Genomic DNA, 17,135 nt, shown 5'->3' with positions numbered 1-17,135 from the left:
CCTAGCGGACCGCCGAGATCGCCACGCCCTCACGGCGGGGATCGGCCCCAGCGTCCCACCGCCCATCGCGCCAGATCGCGCCGTGCAGGCCGGATGTCTCGGTCGCGTTCGGCCGCAACGGCATCCCCGCCGCGCCCAGGGCGTCGCGGATCTGGGACGTCATCATCTGGGTGTCGGCTCCGACCATCTCGCCCCGCACCACCAGATTGGGCAGGGCGATGGCGTCCTGCATCGACAGGTTCCACTCCAGCGTCCCGACCAGCGCCTTGGCCACATAAGCCAGAATGCTGGACCCGCCGGGCGAGCCGATCGCCCCGACCAGCCGCCCCTGCCGGTCCAGGATCAGCACAGGCGTCATTGAGGACCGCGGCCGCTTGCCCGCCGCCACCGCATTGGCCGCCGGATGGCCGTCCTCGGTCGGGGTGAAGGAAAAGTCGGTCAACTGGTTGTTCAGGAAGAAGCCGTCGACCATCCGCCCATTGCCGAAAAGGCTTTCGACCGTGGTGGTCATGCTGACCGCATTCCCCCAGGCGTCGACGACGACGAAGTGGGAGGTGCCGCCCGGCTCTGCCGTCCGGTCCGCGCCGCGCGGGGGCGATCCGGTCGGCGCCCCGGCCTCGACCGGCCCGTTCACCTGGGGCGCCAGCGCCGCGCGTTCCGCCACATAGTCGGGATCCAGCAGGCCCGCGATAGGCACGCCCACGAAGTCGTTGTCGCCGACATAGCGGTCGCGATCCGCATACATCAGCCGCTGCAGCCGCCCGAACGCCACCCAGGCCTCCGGGCTCTGCGCCCCCTTGTCCAGATCGGGGGTCTTCTCCGCCATCCCCAGGAACTGCAGCAGGGCCACGCCGCTGGACGGCGGCGGCGGCACGCACACCACATAGGCCTGATAGGGCCGGCACAGGGCGTCGCGGCGCAAGGGGTGGTAACCGGCGATGTCCGCCTCGCTCAGACCGCCGGGACGCGGCCCCGCCTGCACCGTCGCCGCGATCCGGCGGCCGATCGGTCCGCCGTACAGGACGCCCGGCCCCTGGGCCGCCAGCTGCGTCACCGTTTCGGCGTAGGCGGGGTTCTTCAGCCTGTCGCCGGCCTGATAGCGCCGCCCGTCCGGCCGGGTGAAATAGGCCGTCGCCCAGCGGGTGTGCGCCTGGGGACTGTCGCCGTTGATCATGCCGGCCAGGCGCGGGCTGACCGTGAAACCGTCGCGCGCCAGGCGTTCGGCGTCTCCGAACAGGTCGCGCCAGGCCAGCTTGCCGTGATCCTTCTGCGCCATGGCCAGCATGGCCACCGCCCCCGGCGCGCCGGTCGAGCGTCCCGACAGCACCGCGTCGATGAAGGCCAAAGGCTTGCCGTTCTCATAGAACAGCTCGGGCGTCGCCGACGCCGGCGCCGTCTCGCGCCCGTCATAGGCCGTCACCGCCCCCGTCTCGGCGTCATAGGCCATCAGGAAGCCGCCGCCGGCCAGGCCCGAAGACTGCGGCTCCACCAGTCCCAGAACCGCCTGGATGGCCACCGCCGCATCCACCGCCGACCCGCCGCGCCGCAGCACCGCCATCCCCGCCTCGGCCGCCAGCGGATTGGCCGCCGCCACGAACGGTCCGTGCGCTGCGCCGCGTCTCGCCTGAACGGTCTCGGCGGCGGGCGCCGTCGCAACCGGATCGCCCGCCGTCGACGTCTGGCACCCGGCCAGGATCACGGGGATGAACAGGGCGGCCAGTCGATGACGAAGGGGGCGCATGGGGGTATCCAGGATCAGACGAAAGGGATCGAACGAACAGACGTCGTCCAACGCCTAGGCGGTCCTCGGCCTCACGCCAACCATTCGATGTGCAGAAACTGCATTCCCCCGCTTGCGTCCGGCCGATCCACCCGCTAAAGACCCGCCCTCGCCGCAAGGCAGCCGCACCCGTAGCTCAGCTGGATAGAGCACCAGACTACGAATCTGGGGGTCGGGCGTTCGAATCGCTCCGGGTGCGCCATTCCTTTTCAATGACTTAGCGGTCGATACGCGTGCTTTTTGGTCGCGTTGTTACAGTCGTTTTACACCCTTCGTTACAGTCGGCGTTCACGCCCCGTTCGAAGACCGTTTTCTCTCTGCCTTGAGCGCTACGACATTATCGACTCGGTCCTGCCCGCTGTCCGCCATGCGGCGACGCTCCGCCTGCCGGCGGTAAATCCGCGCCGCTCGTTCGGTGGTGTGTTCGAGCTGCGCCATGATTTCGGCGTCGGATGCACCTGCGTACCCCAGTTCAAGCCCTCGGGCATGGCGCAAACCATTTCAATGGGTTCTGAGCCTAGGACGGCAGGGTCATGTCTGGCGTTATGGCGTTGATCGGATGGCTTGATCGGTCTGGGCGGCGGGAAGCAGCAGTTCGAAGGTGGAGCCGCCGTGTGCGTTGAGACGGCATCTCAGCTCCCCGCCGTGGGCGGCGGCGACGGCGCGGACCACCGATAGGCCCAGGCCGGACCCCTCGCCGCCGGTGTCGCCTCGGGTGAAGGGTTCGAAAAGTCTCTGGGCCGCCGCCGGGGACAGGCCTGGCCCGACGTCGGAGACGGCGATGGCGGCGTGCTCGTCGCGCGGTTCGACCGAGACGCGCAGCAGGCCGGGCGTCGCATGTTTACGGGCGTTGTCGATCAGGGCCAGGACAGCCTGGCGAACCCGGAACGGGTCGCATTCGGCCGGCAGGCGATCCAGGGACCAGAGGATGCGGAAACCCGCCTCGGTCAGCGCCGGGTCCACCGCGCCGCGCAGGTCGCCGACCACCTCGCCCATGTCCACGGCTTCGAAACGCAGGTGAAGATGGCCGCTGTTGGCCAGGCTGACGACGCGCAGGTCTTCGATCAGCCGCGCCAACCCCTCAATCTGCTTGATGAGGCTGGCCAGAAGCGCGTCGTCCAGCTCGAACAGGCCGTCAGCCACCCCCTGAAGCCGTCCCAGCAGAATGGTGACGGGCGTGCGCAGCTCATGGGCGATGGAGGCGTTCCAGGTCGCCAGATTGTCGGCGACATTCTCAAGCCGTTCGGCCATGGCGTTGAAGTTCTCGACCATCTCGGTGGCCTCGCCCAGCGAACGGTCGTCGGCGGCGGCGCGGGCCGTCAGGTCGCCGCTTTTGATCTGACGCGCGGCGAGCGCGAGCGAGGACAATGGCCGGGCGATGCGCTTGGACAACTGCAAGGCCGCCGCCATCGACAGGGCGACGGACAGCAGGATGAAGCCCAGGGTCACCAGAATGTCGATCGGCTGCAATGACCATGCGGACAAACCCAAATAGTCCGGGTATTTGGTGAACAGCCAGCCGTAGATGAAGTAGCTGCCGACCGTGGAGATGCACAGGCCCAGCGTCGTCACGACCGACATGTAGATGGCGATGTTTCGACCCAGGCCGGATGGCGGCCTCATCGCGGGTTTTCCAATCGATAGCCGACGCCCCGGATGCCGGTCAGCAGCTGGGCCGCCCCCGCCTCGTCCAACTTCTTGCGAAGCTTGCTGAGATGGCTGTCGACGGTGCGTTCCAAGACGTCCTGACCGGGCAGGCAGGCGTCGACCAGTTCGCCTCGGGTGAAGACGCGCATGGGCTGACGCGCCATGAAGGCCAGGATGCGGAACTCGGTCAGGGTCAGGTTCAGGCGTTGCTCGTCGGCCGCCGTTCTGATTATCGCCAGGTGGCTTTCCAGGTCGATTTCGAGCGGTCCGACGCGCAGAACCCGATTGTCGCTCGCGCCCTGGCGGCGACGCAGGATGACGTGGGCGCGGGCCGCGACCTCGGCGGCGTTGAAGGGCTTGATGACATAGTCGTCGGCGCCGACCCGCAGGGCCTGCAGCTTGTCGATGTCCTGATCCAGCGCTGTGATCATCATGACGGGCGTGTCGCCGCGCCTGCGAATTTCGCTCAGCACCTCCCAGCCCGTGCGTTTGGGCATGCGAACATCGAGCAGCACCAGATCGGGCTTCAGCGCCAGATGCAGGTCCAGCGCGATCTGGCCGTCACCTGCGCGCACGGTGCGGAATCCCTCTCTCATGAGATAGGCGTCGAGCACGGCGGCGATGTCCGGCTCGTCCTCAGCGATCAATATCAAGGCGCTCATGCTGTCTCCGTCGAAGCATAGATGAGGCGTCGCGGGCGCCGCCGTCCAGCCCAACCAACGCCTATCCATGCGTCGTCCATGAATTCTCGACGCAAATCCCATGCGGCGGTGCGACGAGCCGGGCCTCAGCCATCAGGCGGATTCTTCGGAGACGATGACATGGTGCGCCATCCGCACAGAAACCTGCTGATCGGCGGGGCGGTGCTTGTCTTGCTGACCGCGTGCGGCGCTCAACAGGATCAAGGAACGCCGCCGCCGCCGACCGTCGCCGTGGCCACGGTCGAAACCGGCCCGGTCCAGTTCTCAGACAGTCTGCCGGGGCGTGTCGTGGCCTTCCGCACGGCGGAGATCCGCGCCCAGGTCGGCGGCATTGTTCAGCGCAAGCTGTTCACCGAAGGCGCGGTCGTGCGGGCGGGGCAGCCGCTGTTCCAGATCAATGCGGCGCCGTTCCGGGCCGAGGCCGACACGGCGTCGGCCGCCCTGCAACGGGCGGTGGCCGTGCGCGACCGGGCGCGTCTTCAGGTCCAGCGGCTGGAGCCGCTGCTGGCGGCGGACGCGGTCAGCCGCCAGACCTATGATAACGCCGCCGCCGAACTGGCGCAGGCCCAGGCCGATGTCGCCGCCAGCCAGGCGGCGCTGGCGCGTCGTCGTCTGGACGTCGGTTTCGCCACGGTGACCGCGCCCATCGCGGGCCGCATCGGCGCGTCGTCCATCACCGAGGGCGCACTGGTCGGAACGGCCGACGCTGCGGCCCTGGCCACCATTCATCAGATCGACCGGGTCTATGTGGACGTGCGCCAGCCGGCGTCGCGGCTGGAGGCCTTGCGCGGGGCGGGGCAGGGCTCCAGCGCCGTCGATATTCTGGACAGCGAGGGCAAGCCGACCGGAATGACGGGACGGATGTTGTTCTCGGACCTCAGCGTCGATCCGGCGACCGGCGACGTCACGGTTCGGGTTCTGGTCGACAACGCCTCGCAGCGGCTGCTGCCGGGCATGTTCGTTCGCGCACGCCTGCCGCGCGGCGCCGAACAGGTTCTGCCGCGCATCCCGCAACAGGCCGTGGTGCGGAACGGCGCCCAAGCGAGCGTCATGGTCCTGGGGGCGGACGGCAAGGCCGTATCGCGCCCGGTCCAACTGGGCGACGTGATCGAGGGCCAATATGTCGTGCTGTCCGGCCTGAGGGCGGGAGAGCGCGTGATCGTCGAAGGCCAGGATCGGGTCCAGCCGAACCAGACGGTCGTGGCCAAGCCGTGGAAGGCCCCGGCCCCGGCGGCTTCGTCCGCGCCTGCGACCTGATCCGGGAGAGACGCGATGCCCCAGTTCTTCATCCAGCGCCCCATCTTTGCGTGGGTCGTGGCCATCTTCATCATTCTGGCGGGGCTGCTGGCCCTGCCCAAACTGCCGATCGCGCGCTTCCCGGATGTCGCGCCGCCCAGCATCAGCATCTACGCCACCTATCCTGGCGCGACCCCCCAGACGATGATCGACAGCGTCATCGCGCCCATCGAGCGCGAGATGTCGAGCGTCAAGAACCTGCTCTATTTCGAAAGCTCCAGCGACACCTCGGGCACGGCCAGCATCACGGCGACCTTCCGCCCCGGCACGAACCCCGAACTGGCGCAGATCGACGTCCAGAACCGGCTCAAGAGCGTGGAGCCGCGCCTGCCGCAGGTGGTGCGCCAGAGCGGCGTCACCGTCGAGGCCGCCGATTCCGGCTTCCTGATGATGATCGCCCTGATCTCCGAAGGCGGCAAGTTCAACGCCGAACAGCTCGGCGACTATATGAGCCGCAATGTGGTCGAGGAGCTGAAACGCGTGCCGGGCGTCGGCCGGGTTCAGAACTTCGGTTCCGAGTACGCCATGCGCGTCTGGGTCGATCCCCAGAAGCTGGCGGCCTATAATATCGGCATCAGCGATGTGACGAACGCCATCGCCGCGCAGAACGCGCCGATCGCGCCGGGCCGGACCGGCGCCGATCCGACCGTCGCGGGTCAGACCGTGACCATTCCCCTGACCGCGACGGGCCAGTTGACGACGCCCGAGCAGTTCCGCGCGATCACCCTTCGGGCCGGAACCGACGGCTCGCGTCTGACCCTGGGCGATGTCGCGCGCGTCGAGCTGGGGCCGCAGACCTACGCCTTCTCGACCTATCAGGACGGCAAGCCGGCCAGCGGCATCGCCATACAGATGTCGCCCGGCGCCAATGCGGTGAAGACCGCCGCGGGCGTCCGCGCCCGCATGGATCAACTGGCGAAAGCCTTGCCCTCGGGCATGAGCTACGTCGTGCCCTATGACACCGCGCCCTTCGTGAAGGTGTCCATCGAGAAGGTGGTTCACACCCTGGTCGAGGCCATGATCCTGGTCTTCCTGGTGATGTTCCTGTTCCTGCAGAACATCCGCTACACGGTCATTCCCGCGATCGTGGCGCCCATCGCCTTGCTGGGCACGCTGGCCTTCATGCTGGTGACCGGCTTCTCCATCAATGTGCTGACCATGTTCGGCATGGTGCTGGCCATCGGCATCATCGTCGACGACGCCATCGTCGTGGTGGAGAACGTCGAACGGATCATGGCGACCGAGGGCCTGTCGCCCAAGGAGGCCACCAAGAAGGCGATGACCGAGATCACCAGCCCGGTGATCGGCATCACCCTGGTGCTGTGCGCGGTCTTCCTGCCCATGGCCATGGCGTCGGGATCGGTGGGCGCCATCTATCGCCAGTTCACCGTCTCGATGGCCGTGTCCATCCTGTTTTCGGCCTTCCTGGCCCTGTCGCTGACGCCCGCCCTGTGCGCCACGATCCTGAAGCCCGTCGCGCCCGGTCATCATGACAAGAAGGGCTTCTTCGGCTGGTTCAATCGCCAGTTCGAGCGCTTCACCCAGGGCTATTCGGCGTCGGTCACCCGTCTGCTGAAACGCACGGGACGGGCGATGGCGGTCTTCCTCGCGCTGGTCGGGGTGACGGCCTTCGCCTTCACCAAGATCCCCTCGGCCTTCCTGCCGGACGAGGATCAGGGCAGCCTGATCACCTCGATCACCCTGCCGGCCGATGCGACCGGGGCCCGCACCCTGGACGTGGTCAAGCAATACGAGGCGCACATGGCCAAACGGCCCGGCGTCAGCGACAGCTTCTCCATCATGGGCTTCGGCTTCGGCGGGTCCGGATCGAACGCGGCCATGATCTTCACCAACCTGGTCGACTGGGACAAGCGCGACGGCGCGACGGCGCAGGGCGAAGTCGCCGCCGCGACCGAGGCCATGAGCGGCGTCACCGACGGCTCCGTCATGACGCTGAACCCGCCGGCGATCGACTCGCTGGGCAACTCGTCCGGCTTCGCCATGCGCCTTCAGGCTCTTGCGGGGCAAAGCACCGAGCAACTGCTGGAGGCGCAGAACAGGTTGCTGGCCCTGGCCGCCGCCAATCCCAAACTGACCGGCGTCTATTCCGAAGGCCTGCCGCCGGGCGCCAGCGCCGAGCTGAGGATTGATCGGCCGAAGGCGGAGGCGCTGGGCGTGTCGTTCGAGGCGATCAGCAACACCATCTCGGCCGCCCTGGGCTCGTCCTACGTCAACGACTTCCCCAACAACGGACGTCTGCAACAGGTCATCGTCCAGGCCGATGCGCCCGCGCGGATGCAGGTCTCGGATGTCCTGGGCCTCTATGTCCGCAACGCCGCCGGCCGCATGGTGTCGCTGTCGGAGGTCGTGACCCCGGTCTGGACCTCCAGCCCGCAGCAGGTGGTTCGCTACAACGGTTATCCGGCGGTCCGCATCAGCGGCGGCGCGGCGGCGGGCGTGTCCAGCGGTCAGGCGATGACCGAGATGGAGAAGCTGGTCGAACAACTGCCCGCAGGCTACGCCGTCGCCTGGACCGGCCAGTCGCTTCAGGAAAAGGAAAGCGGAAGCCAGGCGCCCATGCTGCTGGCCCTGTCGATGCTGGTCGTCTTCCTGGTGCTGGCGGCCCTGTACGAAAGCTGGTCCATTCCGTTGTCGGTGATGATGGTGGTGCCGCTGGGCCTGATCGGGGCGGTGCTGGCCGTGCTGTTGCGCGATCTGCCCAATGACGTCTTCTTCAAGGTGGGTCTGATCACCCTGATCGGCCTGTCCGCCAAGAACGCCATCCTGATCGTGGAGTTCGCCCGGACGCTTCAGGCTCAGGGCATGGCCCTGGTCCCGGCGACCATCGAAGCGGCGCGTCTGCGCCTGCGTCCGATCATCATGACGTCGCTCGCCTTCACCCTGGGCGTCGTGCCCCTGATGATCGCCAGCGGGGCCAGCGCCGCCACCCAGCACGCCATCGGAACCGGCGTGTTCGGCGGGATGGTCACGGCGACTGTCCTGGCGATCTTCTTCGTGCCGGTCTTCTTCGTCTTCACCCTGACCGCGATCAGCCAGATCGCCCAGCGCATGGGACGGCTGAAGCCGCCGTCGCTCAAGAAAGCCAAGGAGGGCTGAGGGATATGAAAGCGTCAACCACCTTGGCCGTGATCGCGGCGGTCCTCTCCGTCGCCGCGTGCCAGACGACACCGAAGGCGCCGGCCGATGATGTCGTCGCGGCCCGCTATCCGCTAGCCTCGCCCGCCGACGCCGCCAATGCGGCGGACGCGGCCTGGCAGGATGTTCTGCGCGACGGACGTCTGCAGCGTCTGGTCTCGCTGGCCCTGGTCGACAGCCGCGATCTGCGGCTCGCCGTGCTGGACGCCGAGGAGGCCCGCGCCCAGCTGCGCGTCCGGCGCGCCGATCAGCTTCCGCAGGTGGAGGCCAATGCGGACATGACCCGCGGACGGGCCAGCGCCAACACCGCCCAGGGCGCCGGGGCGACGACCCAGTCGCAGTATTCGGCCGGGCTGGCGCTGACGGCGTTCGAGCTTGATCTATTCGGCCGCCTGCGCGCCCAGTCGCACAGCGCCTTCGAAACCTGGCTGGCCGCCGAGGAAGGCCGCGACGCCGCCCGCATCGTGGTGATCTCCACGGTCGCCGAGGCCTATCTGGCCGAACGCGCGGCGGACGAGCGGCTGCGTCTGACCGAGGCCACGCTTCAGGACTGGCAGGCGTCGCTGCGTCTGGCCGAACAGTTGCGCACGGCGGGCCAGAGCAGCGGTCTGGAGGTGGCGCAGGCCGAGGGTCAGGTCAGGACCGCTCAGGCGGACCGGGAGGCCGCGATCCGGGCCCGACAGGTGGCCGAAAACGCCCTGGTCCTGGCCGTCGGCGCCCCCCTGCCGACCGATCTGCCTGCGCCGATGCTGCTGGCGGACCGTCCCGTGCTGACCGAACTTCCGGCGGGGGTTCCTGCCGATCTGCTGGAACGCCGCCCCGACATTCGCCGGGCCGAGCATCAACTGGCGGCGGCCAACGCCGATGTGGCGGCGGCGCGCGCGGCCTTCTTCCCGCGCATCTCGCTCACCGGCCTGCTAGGCTTCGCCAGCGGCGATCTGGGCGACCTGTTCAAGGGCGCAAGCGACACCTGGTCGTTTGTCCCGCGGATAAGCCTGCCCATCTTCCAGGGCGGCCGCCTGAAGGGCGAGTTCGACATTGCCGAGATCCGCAGCGACAAGGCGGTCGCCACCTATGAAAAGACGGTTCAGACGGCCTTCCGCGAAGTCGCGGATGGACTGGCGGCCCGCGAGACCTATCAGCGCCAGATCGACGCCCAGGACGGCGCCGTGACGGCCGCCAAACGACGGTCCGACCTGTCGGACCTGCGGTTCCGCGCCGGGGTCGACAGTCGGCTGGAGCTGCTGGACGCCCAGCGTCAGCTCTATGCGGCCCGACTGGCTCTGGTTGACCTGCGCGCGGCCCAGGCCAGCGCCAGCGTCCAGCTCTACCGCGCGCTCGGAGGCGGTGTTACGGGACAGGCGGGCCAGGCGAATGCTTCTCGTTAGGGCGCCGCAGCATGACGGGCGAGGGCGTGCGGAGGCGCAGACTTCCGCCCGCGCCGTTCAGGAGGGATATTCTACATGATGAGGGTCTTTCGCCTGATCGCGCTGATTGAAGGCGTGACGACGATCCTGTTGTTTTTCGTCGCCATGCCTCTGAAATACCTGGCGGGCGATCCTGCCCTGGTTCCCACGACAGGCATGGCGCACGGCGTCGCCTTCATCGCCTATCTGCTGGCGATGGCGCCGGCCCTGATTGTCAGTCGCGCGGGCTTGGTCGGATGGCTGCGCACCACCCTGGCGGCCTTCATCCCCCTGGGCACCTTCATCAATGACGGCTACCTGAAGAATTTGGGACGCAGCTGAGTATCGGCTTGCCCACAAAATGTTTGTGAAAGTGAAGGCGGATCGGACATCTCGTCCACGCCTCCTGTCACCCAGTGATTAGCGCCAGGAAACGGCCGCGCCGACCCGGCTTGGATGGATGTCGCCGGACGAAAGCGATCGGGATCGAAGCCGCCGTTGAAGGCGTCTCCGATCCCTTCAAGGTTCAGAAGCGATAGGCTACGCCGACGCGAAGGTTGCGGCCGGGCAGGGGAGCGATGTCCTTCAGGAACGAGGCGTGTTCGCGCGCTTCCTCGTTGGTCAGGTTGCGCGCCTCGGCGAACAGGGTGACGTTCTGCTGGGAGAAGGGACGCACGGCCAACGCGGCGTTGATCAGCGTATAGTCGTTCGTCGGCAGTTCGAATTCGTTGGCGACCCGGTCCTGTTCGCCGACATGACGCACTTCGGCGCTGGCGTCGAAGCGGGTCGAGGTCCAGGCCAGGCGGCCGGTGACGGAATAGGGCGGAATGCGCGCCGCCGGGCCGAAATCGGTCTGGGCGTGGACGTAGTCCGCCGATCCTTCCAGCGACAATTTGCGATCGCCGTCCTGCCACAGGGCGTAGGCGCCCTCCAGCTCGAAGCCGTAGAACCGTGCGTTCGTCTGAACGAAGCGATAGACGGGGAAGGTCTCGTTCTCTTCCTCGAAGAAGAACTGTTCGCCGGTCGGCCGCTCGTCGATGAAGCCGTCGTACCAGGAATGATAGACATGCAGGTCGCCCGTGAACCGGCCGCGATCGTAGTGGGCGGTGCCTTCCAGCGTCGTGACCTTTTCGCTGTTCAGGTTCAGGTCCCCGGTCTCATAGGCGGCGGTGGCGATGTGGACGCCATTGGCGAACAGTTCGACTTCGCTGGGCGCCCGCTCGTTGTGCGCCAGGCTCAGTCCCAGGAACAGGCCGGTCGCGGGGCGCAGGAAGGCGGCGGCGGATGCCGACCAGTTGTCGAAGGTGCGGTTCACCTCGCTGGTTCCGCCGATGGGCGTGCCCGACAGCTCGCGCCGGTCATAGCGCAGACCGCCTTCGAAGCCGTGGTCGCCCCGGTCCAGGCGCTGGACGGTATAGACGCCCGCCTCGTCGATCTTGACGGTGGGCACGAAGGCCTCTTCGCCGATGGCTTCGAAGTTGCGCGACAGGGCCTGGACGCCCAGGGCGCCGTTCCAGCCGCCGCGCTGACGTTGAACCAGGTCGGCGCGCGCCTCCCAGCCGTCCGAGTTGAACACGGTGCCGGGCTGGCCCACGGCCTCGAACTCGGTGTGGGTATAGTCGGCATGGCCGTAGGATCCCCGGATCGCAGAGAAGGGGCCGTCGTCGAACCGGTATTCGCCCCGCGCGTCCCAGCGTTTCTGGTTCAGCTTGATGAAGACGGACTCCTCGGCGACCGTGCCGTATTCGCTGTCGGTGTTCTTGTAGGAGACGCCGGCGAAGCCCTTGTCGCCGATGTAGGACCCGCCGACGCCCCAGGTCTCCAGGTCGGTATAGCTGTTGGGCTGTTTGTCGCCGTCGCCACGCGCGATGCCTTCGGCCGCGGCGCGGCGAGCCGAGATGGCCGGGGCGGGGATTTCATAGTCCTTGGTCTTGCGCTTGACCCCGTCGATGTTGAAAGCGAAGTTGCCCGCCCCGACTGTGACGCGGCCGAAGGCGCTGCGGCCGTCGTCGACGCTGGAGGCCTGGGTCGAGACCACGCCTTCGACGCCGCCCTCGGGGATGGCCGTAGGGATACGGTCGTCCAGCACATTGACCACGCCGCCGATGGCCGAACCGCCATAGACCAGCGTGGCGGGACCCCGGATGATCTCGATGCGGTTCGCCTCAGCGGGGTCGGTCGCCACGGCATGGTCGGGCGATACCGAACTGGCGTCGATCAGGCCGATGCCGTTGGTCAGCACCTGGACGCGCGGCCCGCTCAGGCCCCGGATGACCGGCCGGCTGGCGCCCGGCGCGAAGTCGGTCGAGCGGACGCCCGGACGCCCGTTCAGCAGGTCGCCCAAAGAGGTGGCCGGGGCTGTGGCCAGGGTCTGCTCGTCAAGAACATCGGTGGCGATGACCGCTGCTCGCTGGCTGACGCCATAGGGAACGCCGGTGACGATGACGTCGTCGACGGCTGTCGGGGTGTTCGCGGTCGATTGCGCGGCGGCGGCGCCGGCCAGCACGGTGGAGCCGACCGCAGCCAGAAGCAGCGAACGCAGAGCGGGAGAGGAACGCATGTCGGGGACCTTCGAGAGAGGAAGGGAGCGTGTTATGAGATAACGTCACATTCGGTCAAGCCGGTCATGATCATCCCCTATCATGTGCGACCCCAAAACCACGGCGGGTCATGGTTGGCGGATCCCGTTCGGACATGACGTCCGGTTCAGTCTTCGCGAAGGGCGGCGACCGGTCGCGCCACGCTCAGACGCCATACCTCGGCGGCCGCGGCCAGGGCCGTGGCGGCGACGAGTACGGCGAAGGTGATCCCGATCGAGGATGCAAGGAAGGGAGCCCGATCGGGATAGGCGCTCAACCAGGCCCTCGCGCCCAGAACCCCGGTCGCGGCGCCGATGGCGAAGCCGATCGCAACCGGGGTGAGGATGCGGCGCGCCAGCAGGCCGCCGATCATCGCGGTCTTTGCACCGAACGCGCGCCGTACCGCTGCCTCCTTGCGCATCTGGCGGGCGCGATCGAGCGTCATGGCAAGGACGCCGATCGCCGCCGTCGCGGTCAGGACGGCCGCGAAGGCCAGGATCAGGCCGCGCAGCCGGATGAGGTCGGCGAAGGCGATGTCGACCTGATCCTGAAGGGACACCCGGTCGATGGGCTCACCGGGAAAGGCGTTGGCGACGGCCTGGTCGAGCTGCGCCTCCGAACCGCGGAGCGCCCGTGCGATAAGAAATCCAGCGGGCGCGCCGTTCTGTATAAGCGCCGTGGCGACATCGCCTTTGCGCAGCTGGCCTAGCGGCATGTCGACGATGACAGCGATGACCCGCCACGTCGTGTCTGCACGCTCCGTGCTCAACACTGCGCCTATGGCTTCGGATGGCGCGCCGAACCCGAGCCGGCGCGCTGCGGTGGCGCTGATCACCGCCGCCTGGGTCGAGGCCTCGGCGGCCGCTTGGTCGGTCGGCAAGCTTCGGGGTAGGGCGCCAGCTAGAAGCGTGGCTCCGAGGGTCTCTAGATAGCCCGGCCGCCACCCCGCCGCGGCGATCTCCATCCTTTGGCCCTCGCGGGCGACCGTCTGGCGCGACAGTCCGCCTTCGGTCGGCAGGGCGACTGCCAGTGCGATGTTCTCTCCGGCGGCCAGACGGGCGGCGGCCAGAAGGGTCGGTCCGCGAGGGTCGTCCGCCGCCAGACTCTCGGGCAGGCGGTAGGCGGTGACGCCCTGCGGTTCGAACCCAAGGCTGCTACCGGCGAGATGGTCGAGCTGGGCCGAAACGGCAACGGCGAAGACTAGGGTGGCGGCGCTGCCGCCGATCTGAAGGGTCACGAGCATCGGACGGATCCAGCCCATGCCAGGCAGCCGAACGTCGCGCGCCGAAAGAACGTCCCTCGGTCGCATCCGTCCGGTGATCCATGCCGCATAGGCGCCAGCGAGTCCCCCGGAGAGGACGGCGGCGGCGAGGATGGTCGCCAGAGTGATCGGATCCGGCCAGCGCAGAAGCGGGCGATCGATCAGTGCGCCGAAAGCGCCCGACAACAGGAAGGCCGTCGCCATGCCCAGAACGGCCGCGCAAAGCCCGGAAAGCACCGCCTGGCGGATGACCCCAAGGGCGATGCCGGCGCGGCCCGCCCCGAAGGCGCGCCGCACGGCGATGACGGGCGCCTGGGCAAGGGTCTGGGAAACGTTCAGGCTGGCGGCGTTGAGGCTGGCCACCAGGACAATGACCAAGGCGACGCCGGAGAGCAGGGCGAGCGTCCGCTGGTCGAACCGGGTCCCATCGGAACGGGCGCCAAGAGCTACGGCCTGCTCCAGGTTCCGAAAAGGGACCAGGTGATGGCCCAGCGTCAGTCCGGCGCCTGACGCCCCAGGGTTCGCCGCAAGGTAGCGGCCGAGAGCGGCCGATCCGTGTCGATCAGCGGCCGCCTCCACCCGTCTGACTGACTGTGGGCTGGGGTCGTCCAGACGAACGAGGGTCGTCGCCCCGCCGATGGTGTAGGTCAGGCTTGCACCGGCGGCGTCGGTCTGGCGCAATGAGCTCGCAGGGCCTTGGCTGGAGATGAAGGCGCGATCGTTCTGAAAGCTCGAATTCGGGTCCAATCGATCGATCACCCCGGAGACCGTATAGCCTTGGGCGCCAAGTCGCACCGTTTGCCCGACCGGGTCGGCCGCGCCGAAGATTTCGGCGGCGAGATCATGGGTGAGGACGATCCCGTCGGGCCTTCCGAGCCCAACGCCGAGCGTCGCGGCCGCGCGTCCGAAATCCAAGACGTCCAACAACTGGGGATCCGCCTCGGTTACGCTGACCCAGTAGCGTTCGCTCCCCGTTTCGAGGGTTCGGGGATCGGTGTCGCGTGCGAAGCGGGCGACCTGCAGGTCTTCGCCGACGGCGGCGCGCAGCGCCGGCGCCAAATCGGTCAGGCCGCTGGCCATCGAGAGCGGATTTTGACCACCCCTGCCGACCGCCGTAAAGTTCGGGGGTAAAGGAGACATTTCAATCGACTTGTCGCTGCATGGCGAAACGGCGCAGCTGACCGTTGAGGACAGGGGACCCGGGATGCCCGAGCATCAGCTGGAGACCGTATTCCAGCCCTTCGTGCGCCTGGAGCAATCCCGGTGCGCCGAAACAGGGGGCATCGGCCTAGGACTCGCTCTGGTGCGGGCGGTCGTGGAGAGCCACGACGGCCGCGTCGATCTGCGAAACCGGCCCCAAGGCGGGCTCACCGTCACGGTGAGTCTGCCGGCATGGTCCTCTGCAGCGGAGGCCCCGGGCCAGCCCTGACATCCAGAGGCCATCGACACGCGCATGCAGCGCTCGGCTGCAGGGGCTCGATGTGTGTCGAACTTGGGTCATCGCTTCAATGTCCCGCGCACGGGCGGAAGGGCTCGCCGATGGCGTGCTGGCCATCAAACGGGGCCTCGCGGACGCGGATTGATCTCGGAACCTTGGCCGGCATAGGCCAAGTCGGCCCTGCCGATCGTATCGTTGGCGATGCGGGATATTTTGGCGCGCCGCCGTGGCTGATCCTGAGAACTATTTCTGCTTGGTCGGCTGGGCAGGGTGCGGGCTCGCCCCCTTCTGCCCATAGCTTCTGAACCGGTCCAGGATGCGGCCCATTTCGGCCTCTTCCAGCAGGACGGGGCCGCCCAGGGCCATGGCGCCCCAGTAGACGGCGGCCTGTTCCTCGATTTCCTCGGCGATCAGCAGGGCCAGCTCCAGCCCCGGCGCCACGACGACCTGGCCGTGATTGGCCATGAGGGCGGCGTAGCGTCCTTTCAGGGTGTCGGCGACGGCGTCGGCCAGGGCCTCCGACCCGAAGGTGGCGTAGGGCGCGACGGGCACCGAGGCGCCGCCGCTGACCGCGACCATGTAATGCGCGGGGGGAATGGGCTTGTGCGCGCAGGCCAGGATGGTGGCGTGCCGCGAATGGCAGTGGACCACGGCGTTGCAGTCCGGGCGCAGGGCCAGCAGCCGCTGGTGCATCCGCCACTCGCTGGAGGGTTTCAGCGACCCAGCTGGTGTCGAACCATCGGCCTCCACCCTGACCACGGCCTCGGGCGTCATGCGGCTGGAGGGCACGCCGCTGGGCGAGACCAGCATGGCGTCGCCGAGACGGGCCGAGACATTGCCGGAGGTGCCGCGATTGAGGCCGCGCGCATCCATGGCCTGCATGACGGCCACAATGCCGACGCGCAGACGCTCTTCGTTCTCTGTGGTCATGCGGCCCTCGTCGGCAGGGTGTTCATCGCTGTCTCAACATCCTGAACGCCGGTCAGTTGTCCCAGGGTGCCGGGTCCCTGCGCGACCAGAGCGGCCGTCGCGGTGGCGAAACGACAGGCGTCGATGGCTTCGAGCCCGCGATCCAGCCCCGTCAGGAAGCCGGCGCAGAAGGCGTCGCCGCAGCTTGTCGTATCGACCGGCTTGATCTCATAGGCGGGGACGGCGACGACCGCGCCGTCCAGCACGGCGACGGCGCCGCGCGCGCCCGCCTTGATGATGCAGTTCCCGGCGCCGCAATCGATGAAGAACCGCGCCGCATCGGCCAGATCGTCATGGCCGGACAGCATGACGGCTTCGGCGGCGCTGGGCAGGAAATAGTCCACCATCGGCAGCAGGCGTCGCAACTCGTCCATCGCACCCGGCTGGGGAGAGATCAGGTCGCAGCTGACGACGGCGCCTGCCGCATTGGCGGTCTTGAGCAGTTCCGCGCCTGGGCCGCCATCCAGACGAGGCCCGCCGACGCCGCCGTAATGAAGGAACCGGGTCTGGCTGGCCGCCTCGGTCGTCGCCTCGGAAACGCCGGCGAAGAAGCCCGCGCCCATGGCGTGGAAATTGGGGCGTCCGCCCTGAGAGTTGACCGCCAGAATGGTCGTCGAGGTGGGCAGGTCAGGCAGGGTCTCTGTCAGCGACAGGTCCACGCCCTGTTCCTCCAGCGCCATGCGCACGACGCGGCCCGTCAGGTCGCCGCCGACCGCCGAGGCCAGTCGGCTTTTCAGACCAAGGGTGGCGGCGACCATGGCGGCCCCCGCCGCTGTTCCCGCCGGCGCCAGCACGATACGCTCGACCAAAGTGGTGCCCTCGTCTGTGGGCAGGGCGTCAATCGGCAGGGCGACGACATCGAGCGTCGTCAGGCCGATGCAGATCAGTCCGTTGTTCGACAC

The 17,135-nt window shown here is 68.0% G+C and carries 11 protein-coding genes and 1 tRNA gene; 5 read left to right on the top strand and 7 right to left on the bottom strand.

Annotated elements, in window-relative coordinates; translation table 11 throughout:
- Window position 1: 1 nt before the first annotated feature.
- Window positions 2-1,741, bottom strand: coding sequence for a gamma-glutamyltransferase family protein (locus P0Y50_03565; protein ID WEK40700.1), 1,740 nt, complete (start codon window positions 1,739-1,741; stop codon window positions 2-4).
- Window positions 1,742-1,905: 164 nt separating this feature from the next.
- On the opposite strand from P0Y50_03565, the gene P0Y50_03560 reads away from it, so the two are divergent.
- Window positions 1,906-1,982, top strand: a tRNA-Arg gene (locus P0Y50_03560).
- Window positions 1,983-2,323: 341 nt separating this feature from the next.
- On the opposite strand, the gene P0Y50_03555 is transcribed toward P0Y50_03560, so the two are convergent.
- Window positions 2,324-3,403 carry an ATP-binding protein gene (locus P0Y50_03555; GenBank protein WEK40699.1) on the bottom strand — a complete coding sequence of 360 codons (1,080 nt, stop codon included), beginning with the start codon at window positions 3,401-3,403 and terminating at the stop codon, window positions 2,324-2,326.
- Entirely contained in the window at window positions 3,400-4,089 is a 690-nt protein-coding gene (locus tag P0Y50_03550; GenBank protein ID WEK40698.1) for a response regulator, read from the bottom strand. The genes P0Y50_03555 and P0Y50_03550 overlap by 4 nt, the downstream gene beginning before the upstream one ends.
- A gap of 159 nt (window positions 4,090-4,248) precedes the next feature.
- Between P0Y50_03550 and P0Y50_03545 the strand changes: the two genes are divergently transcribed.
- The 4 genes from P0Y50_03545 (at window position 4,249) to P0Y50_03530 (ending at window position 10,328) form a co-directional block, all read left to right on the top strand.
- Window positions 4,249-5,385 carry an efflux RND transporter periplasmic adaptor subunit gene (locus P0Y50_03545; protein ID WEK40697.1) on the top strand — a complete coding sequence of 379 codons (1,137 nt, stop codon included), beginning with the start codon at window positions 4,249-4,251 and terminating at the stop codon, window positions 5,383-5,385.
- A 15-nt stretch (window positions 5,386-5,400) separates the two neighbouring features.
- Window positions 5,401-8,541 carry an efflux RND transporter permease subunit gene (locus tag P0Y50_03540; protein ID WEK40696.1) on the top strand — a complete coding sequence of 1,047 codons (3,141 nt, stop codon included), beginning with the start codon at window positions 5,401-5,403 and terminating at the stop codon, window positions 8,539-8,541.
- Window positions 8,542-8,546: 5 nt separating this feature from the next.
- Window positions 8,547-9,968, top strand: coding sequence for an efflux transporter outer membrane subunit (locus P0Y50_03535; GenBank protein WEK40695.1), 1,422 nt, complete (start codon window positions 8,547-8,549; stop codon window positions 9,966-9,968).
- A gap of 75 nt (window positions 9,969-10,043) precedes the next feature.
- The gene (locus tag P0Y50_03530) at window positions 10,044-10,328 is read left to right on the top strand and encodes a DUF3817 domain-containing protein (protein ID WEK40694.1); all 285 of its coding nucleotides are present in this window, start codon (window positions 10,044-10,046) and stop codon (window positions 10,326-10,328) included.
- A 184-nt stretch (window positions 10,329-10,512) separates the two neighbouring features.
- On the opposite strand, the gene P0Y50_03525 is transcribed toward P0Y50_03530, so the two are convergent.
- The 4 genes from P0Y50_03525 to P0Y50_03510 form a co-directional block, all read right to left on the bottom strand.
- Entirely contained in the window at window positions 10,513-12,546 is a 2,034-nt protein-coding gene (locus P0Y50_03525) for a TonB-dependent receptor (GenBank protein ID WEK40693.1), read from the bottom strand.
- Between the two features lie 146 nt (window positions 12,547-12,692).
- A complete protein-coding gene (locus tag P0Y50_03520; protein ID WEK40692.1) occupies window positions 12,693-14,906 on the bottom strand; it encodes a hypothetical protein in 2,214 nt (737 codons plus the stop codon).
- A 601-nt stretch (window positions 14,907-15,507) separates the two neighbouring features.
- Entirely contained in the window at window positions 15,508-16,194 is a 687-nt protein-coding gene (locus P0Y50_03515; protein ID WEK40691.1) for a class II aldolase/adducin family protein, read from the bottom strand.
- Window positions 16,191-17,135 (bottom strand): PfkB family carbohydrate kinase, encoded by a 945-nt coding sequence (locus P0Y50_03510; protein ID WEK40690.1) that lies wholly within the window; start codon window positions 17,133-17,135, stop codon window positions 16,191-16,193. Before P0Y50_03510 ends, P0Y50_03515 begins: the two co-directional genes overlap by 4 nt.

Source organism: Candidatus Brevundimonas colombiensis, assembly GCA_029202665.1.
GTDB classification, from domain to species: Bacteria; Pseudomonadota; Alphaproteobacteria; order Caulobacterales; family Caulobacteraceae; genus Brevundimonas; species Brevundimonas colombiensis.
This window is presented reverse-complemented; position numbering and strand designations above follow the sequence as displayed.